6 protein-coding genes are annotated in these 6,132 nt (G+C 67.1%); 5 read left to right on the plus strand and 1 reads right to left on the minus strand.

Features of this window, described 5'->3' with window-relative positions:
• Positions 1 to 2 precede the first annotated feature (2 nt).
• The gene (gene glpK, locus C6W92_RS14860; protein WP_129434536.1) at positions 3 to 1,556 is read left to right on the plus strand and encodes a glycerol kinase GlpK; all 1,554 of its coding nucleotides are present in this window, start codon (positions 3 to 5) and stop codon (positions 1,554 to 1,556) included.
• A gap of 78 nt (positions 1,557 to 1,634) precedes the next feature.
• On the plus strand, positions 1,635 to 2,714 hold the full coding sequence (locus C6W92_RS14865; RefSeq protein ID WP_129434538.1) for a glycosyltransferase: 1,080 nt from the start codon (positions 1,635 to 1,637) through the stop codon (positions 2,712 to 2,714).
• Between the two features lie 9 nt (positions 2,715 to 2,723).
• Here the strand turns inward: C6W92_RS14865 and C6W92_RS14870 are convergent, their stop codons facing one another.
• Complete coding sequence (locus tag C6W92_RS14870; RefSeq protein ID WP_129434540.1) at positions 2,724 to 3,770, minus strand: DMT family transporter; 1,047 nt, start codon at positions 3,768 to 3,770, stop codon at positions 2,724 to 2,726.
• Between the two features lie 242 nt (positions 3,771 to 4,012).
• On the opposite strand from C6W92_RS14870, the gene C6W92_RS14875 reads away from it, so the two are divergent.
• From C6W92_RS14875 to C6W92_RS17745, 3 genes are all read left to right on the plus strand, one after another.
• Complete coding sequence (locus C6W92_RS14875; protein WP_129434542.1) at positions 4,013 to 4,891, plus strand: class I SAM-dependent methyltransferase; 879 nt, start codon at positions 4,013 to 4,015, stop codon at positions 4,889 to 4,891.
• 141 nt (positions 4,892 to 5,032) lie between these two features.
• Positions 5,033 to 5,839 (plus strand): hypothetical protein, encoded by an 807-nt coding sequence (locus C6W92_RS14880; protein WP_129434544.1) that lies wholly within the window; start codon positions 5,033 to 5,035, stop codon positions 5,837 to 5,839.
• Between the two features lie 48 nt (positions 5,840 to 5,887).
• The gene (locus tag C6W92_RS17745; RefSeq protein ID WP_164989251.1) at positions 5,888 to 6,040 is read left to right on the plus strand and encodes a hypothetical protein; all 153 of its coding nucleotides are present in this window, start codon (positions 5,888 to 5,890) and stop codon (positions 6,038 to 6,040) included.
• Positions 6,041 to 6,132: the final 92 nt, after the last annotated feature.

Consider the following 6,132-nt stretch of genomic DNA (forward strand, 5'->3'; position numbering starts at 1 on the left):
CAATGACCCATATCCTCGCCATCGACCAGGGCACCACGTCGAGCCGCGCGATCCTTTTCGACGCAGGCATGAAGCCCGTCACCTCCGCGCAGGAGGAATTTCCGCAACATTACCCCGATTCCGGCTGGGTCGAGCACGACGCGGGCGATCTGTGGTCCACCACAGCCGCCACCTGCCGCGCCGCCATTGAGAAGGCGGGGATCACCGGTGCCGACGTCGCCGCCATCGGCATCACCAACCAGCGCGAAACCACCGTGGTCTGGGACCGGCACACGGGGCGCGCCATCCACCGCGCCATCGTATGGCAGGACCGCCGCACCGCCGATACCTGCGCCCGCCTGCGCGACGCGGGGCACGAGGAGATGGTCAAGGCGCGAACCGGCCTGCTGCTCGATCCGTATTTCTCGGGGACCAAGCTGGCGTGGATCCTCGATAACGTGGAGGGCGCGCGGGAGCGCGGGCGGGCGGGCGATCTGCTTTTTGGGACGGTGGATAGCTTTCTCATCTGGAAGCTGACCGGGGGACGTGTCCACGCCACCGATGCCACCAACGCCGCGCGCACGCTGCTCTACGATATCCGCAAGGGGCGATGGAGCCGCACGATCTGTGATCTGCTCGACATCCCGATGGAAATGCTGCCGGAGGTCCGCGACAGCGCCGATGACTATGGCACCACCCGCGCCGATCTCTTCGGGTGCGAGATCCCGATCCTTGGGGTCGCGGGCGATCAGCAGGCGGCCACGGTTGGGCAGGCCTGCTTTCAGCCCGGAATGCTAAAATCCACCTATGGCACGGGGTGCTTTGCGCTCTTGAACACGGGCGAGACACCCGTTGTGTCGCAGAACCGCCTGCTTACCACCATCGCCTATCAGCTGGATGGCCAGCCGACCTATGCGCTCGAAGGGTCGATCTTTGTCGCAGGGGCGGTGGTGCAGTGGCTGCGCGACGGGCTCGGCCTGATCCGCGAGGCGCGCGAGACGCAGCCGCTGGCAGAGAAAGCCGATCCGCATCAGGAGGTGGTACTCGTTCCCGCCTTTACCGGCCTCGGCGCACCCTATTGGCGGCCCGATTGCCGCGGCGCGATATTCGGCCTGACGCGTGGCACCGGGCCTGCCGAGATGGCGCGCGCCGCGCTGGAGAGCGTGGGCTTCCAGACTCGCGACCTGCTGGAGGCGATGCGCGCGGACTGGGCGGCACAGACCACAGGTGACGGCGCGGCGGAGGTGGCGACGCTGCGGGACATTGAAGTTGCGACCCTCCGGGACATTGAAGTTGCGACCCTCCGGGTCGACGGCGGCATGAGCGCCTCCGACTGGACGATGCAGTTTCTCGCCGACATCCTCGATGCACCCGTGGACAGGCCCGAGGTGCTCGAGACCACGGCGCTGGGCGCGGCGTGGCTGGCGGGGATGCGCGCGGGGCTCTATCCGGGGCAGGAGGAATTCGCCAAGGGCTGGGCGCTGGAGCGCCGGTTCGAGCCGCGGATGGACGCCGGGGCGCGCGCGCGGAAACGTGATGCCTGGGCGCGGGCGATCAAGGCCACGATGAGCTTCTGACAGGTCGTTGGGCCGTTGTGGCCGCGCGCGCGGGGGGCTAGGCTGCGCGTCTCTGCCCGTGCCCGCGAAGGAGCCGCCATGCACGCCCCGATCAGCGTCATCATCCCCGCCCGCGACGAGGCGGAAACCATCGCGCAAGTGGTCGCGACCATGCAGGATCTGCCCTGCGTGGCCGAGGTGGTGGTGATCGACAACGGCTCGACGGATGCTACGGCGGCGCGGGCACAGGCGGCAGGCGCGCGCGTCATTGCCGAGGCGCGGCGCGGCATGGGCAATGCCGTGCGCAGCGGCGTGGCAGCGGCGGCGCATGACTGGGTGATGAAGGTCGATGCCGACCTGGGCCGGTTCGATACCGCGCTCTTTGCGCGCATGGCCGAGGCGCGCGCGCCGGGGGTGGGGCTGGTCAAGGGCGCGTGGAACGATCCGAACGATCCGATGCCGATGACGCGGCTGCTGGTGGCACCCGCACTGCGGCTGATGTTTCCGGGACTGGGGGATTTGCGCGCGCCCAATACCGGTATCTACCTGTTCGACCGATCGCGGATCGCGCATGAACGGCTGATCTCGGATTACGCCGTCGATATCGACGTTATGCTGCGCATCCATGCTGCCGGGGCGGAGGTGGCGGAGGTCGATATCGGGCGCATCGTGCACGATACGCGCAACCCGAACCATTACAGCGGTATGGCCCAGGAAATTCTCGCCTTTTTCCTCTCGCGGCAGCCGCTGGGGCTCTTGGACGAGGTGGTGGTGATGGCCGAAACCGAAGCCGGGGCCGTGCACCATGCCGGTGGCGTGATCGCCGAGAAGCTCATCTCCGGGGCGCGGGTGAGTGTGTACTTGCAGGAGGGCGGGGCGGTGCTCGACGCGGTGCTCGGCGGCTTTCCAACCTATCGCCGTGCGCCGCTTGCCGAGGCCGCGCGGCATGTGCCCCACGCCAACGCGGCACGGCTGCGGATCATTCGCGCGGCCGGGATTGGTGGCAGCGCGCCCGTGGGATCGGTGCCGGTGGAGGTCTGGGAGATGCGAGGCGCGGCGGATGTCTCCGTGCCGTTGGAGGCGGGCGCGCCGCTCAAGCGCGCGGCGCTGGAGCGGCTTGGCCTGTCCACACAGGTGCCCCCGCACGAGACGTTCCGGATCGTGGATGGCGGGAGCTAGGGCGCCCTCTCACGTGCCCTTGAAATTCACTTCGCCTTCGTGCTCCATCGCCCGCGAAAGCGCCGGGGCCGCTGCCGGGCAATCGTCGCGTGTGCGGCGCGACCGCAGCCGCCCGTATTGCCCCAGCCCGATGGCCAGCAGGATGATCGCCCCGCCAGGCAGGAGACCCGGCCCTGGGTCCTCGCCAAGCAGCACCATCGCGATCAGGATCGCGGCCAGCGGCGAGAAGGAGGTGGCCAGCGACACGTCGCCCGAGCGCGCGTATTTCAGCCCCAACGCCCAGGCGAACTGCCCGCCGATCACCACGATCAGGGCATAGATCCAGACATATTCCCAAACGAGCGGGTGGAACACGTCTTGAAAATGCATGGGGCCGAAGAGGTAGATCGCGAGGAAGAAGTAAAAGATCGTGCCGACCACCGTGCGGTAAATCGCGTAAATCCCCAGAGGAATGCCGCGCAGCCCGGTGCGCGCCACCAGCGTCGAGGCGATGTACGAGAGCGTCGCCAGCAGCGCGCCGATCTCGCCCTTGCCGAAGCTGAACCCACCGTCGCTGTTGAGCCACAGCATCAATACCGCGCCAACCAGCGCCACCAGCCCGGCGGCGAACGCCCAGGGCTCAAATTCCTCGCGCAGGATCAGCCACGCCGCCACCACGAAGAGCGGCGGCTCGATCCGGCCCATGAGCACCACGTTGGTTACCGTGGTGTGCTCGAGCGCGTAGAAGAACAGCCCCGGCGTCAACGCCGACGACAGGAACGCCGATAGTGTCAGGATCATCCAATTGAAACGCGTCAGCTTGCGCAGGTTTTCCAGCGTCCATTCGCGCCAGAACATGAAACCCATCGGCACGATCGACATGAGCGAGCCGACGAACAGCAGGTTGCAATAGGTGATGACGTTGCGCCCCATCACCCGGTTCTCCATGCCGATCTCGGCGAGGAGCGAGACGATGGAATTGCCGGCCGCGAAGATCACCACCGCGGCCCACGCGAGCGCCGCGCCCATCATGATCCGCGAATTGTCGGGTATTGCCTGGGTGCCGGCCTGGGCCATTACTGATCCTTATCCTCGTCACTATGGCGCGTCTGCGCCTTGTTCCGACGATGGGGCAGGGCGGTGCCGAGTGCAAATGACTTCGGCGCACGGCGGTTCACGATGCCTCAATCGCCGCGCAACATTGTTTCACGGATCGGCTCTTGCTAGGTGCGAAGATCACGCCCGCGTGCATTCGCTTGCCTTTCGATGCCGAGGCGCGCAGCTTGGCAGGGAAAAAGACCCGCGCAGGGAGCGTTCCGATGACCGAAGAGCCGCAGGCGGAAGCCTTTGTCACCATCTTCGACGACACCTATGATCAGCCCGACTGTCGGGCCTATTTCCGGATGATGGATGCGCTGGGCTATCGCAACCAGCACCACGCGACGGTGGCGTTCCGGGCCGGGCTCGATGCGGTTGCCCGCGTGCGCGGGCTCGACGCGCCACGGATGCTGGATTTCGCGTCGAGCTACGGGATCGTGACGCTGCTGATGCGCCACGAGACCACGTTGGCAGAGGTGTTTGCCCGCTACCGCGATCCCGCTTTCGACGGGCTCTCGCCCGGTGACGTGATCGCGCGCGACCGCGATTGGCTCGCACGCCTGCCGCGCCGCACCCCACCGCTGCATGTCACCGGGCTCGACATCATGCCCAATGCCGTGGCTTACGGGCGCGCGGTGGGGTTGTTCGACGAAGGATATGCCGAGGATCTCGAGACCTCTGATCCCTCTGACGGGCTGGCCGCCGCGCTGGGGCAAGTGGACATGATTGTGGAATGCGGTTCGGTGGCGCAGCTCATGCCCCGCGCGCTGGATCGGGTGCTCGCGGCCTGCGGGCCGCGCAAGCCGTGGATCATGACCTCGCCCATCCGCGGTAACGAGCGCGCGGCGGCAGCGGAGGTGCTGCGCGCGCATGGCATGGTGCAGGAGCAGCTGCCGGTGCCGGCCTTCGTTCATCGCCGGTTCGAGGGCCCCGAGGAGCAAGCCCGCGCCGTTGCAAACGCGCGCGCCGCGGGCCACCAGACTGACGGTGTCGAGACCAGCGGGCATTTCCACGCACAGGTTCTGCTGGCGCGCCCCGCCGACGAGGCCACTCCGGTCACCGACTGGTCGCATCCCCTGGCCGTGCCGCCGCTGGACTGAACCCCTGCTGCGCTTGCCCGGCGGCGGTGCCGCGCGCTATAGTAAAGACGAATTCCTTTGGGACGATTTCCATGACGTATCGCCGTCTTTCCCGACAGGCCTGCCCCGTGCGGACGTTGCCCTGGCCCGGAGGCTGATGCGATGCGCGCGGCTCTTTTGCTTGTACTGCTGGCGGCGGGTGGTTTCGCCTATGGCGGCTGGGCGCTGTGGGGGGCGGTGTTCGCCACGCGCGCCGCTCCACCGCCCCCGGTCGAGATCGGCGATGCGCTGGCCGAGGTCGCTCGCAGCGCCGCCCCCGAGCCCGATGCGCCCTGGCCCGCGATCTTTGACGCCTACGTGCCTGACCCGCCCAAACCCGCCTCCGCGCCGCGCCCAAAACAGACATGGCGCCTCGTGGGGCTGGTCGCCGGCGGAGAGGACGCCTGGGCCATCCTGTCGGGCACGGGCGGAGAGCAGATCGTGCGCAAGGGCGACACGCTGGGCGTTGCCACGGAAGTGGTGGCGATCGAGGAGGTGGGCGTGCGGCTGCGGCAGGACGGCGAGGAGACCCTCGTCGGATTCGACAAGACGCCGCGCTCGCTGCTGGCCGATCTCATCTCCAACGCGTCCGATGCGCCGCTCGAAGCGGACTTGCCGCTCAGCCTGCTGGCCGGGCGCGACATGCGGCTGGTTCTGGGTCGCGCGGGCAGCGTGCGAATGGTGGCGCCCAACGGCGGGCAGGGCGACCTCGTCCCCGAGATACTCTGGGTGCGTGAGGGGCATATCTATGACCTGATCGGCCTTCGGCGGGGCGACAAGGTGCTGCGCGTCAATGGGCACAACGTGTTCGATCCGGAGCTGTTGGCGAACGCGAAGGACATGCTCGGGCAGGCCGAGGAAGTTTCCGTGGAAATCCTGCGCGCGGGTCAGAGGCGCACGATTCGGGTGCGCGTCACCGGGCGCGGATAGCGCGCGGGTGCTGCCCGTTCGAGCGCGTGTTGAACGGAATGTCCCGCAATGATCGACAAAAAAATCCAGGGCACAACCAAAGGGGTAGTGGCGGGGACACGTGCAGATATCGTCAGACCAAGCGATCTTACATGGTATCACGAAAATGTTATCGTTGTTTATCGTAAAAGAGACCACAGCGAAACTCTTGGGATTCCCTGAGATGGTTTGGTGGGGTATGTTTTGTCATGAGACAGAGTTTTTCGACCCAGCCCGCCTTGTTTGCTCCGCAGGAGTTGTTCGACCACCCGGCG

It is taken from the genome of Roseovarius sp. A46 (assembly GCF_004126395.1).
Lineage (GTDB): Bacteria > Pseudomonadota > Alphaproteobacteria > Rhodobacterales > Rhodobacteraceae > Roseovarius > Roseovarius nitratireducens.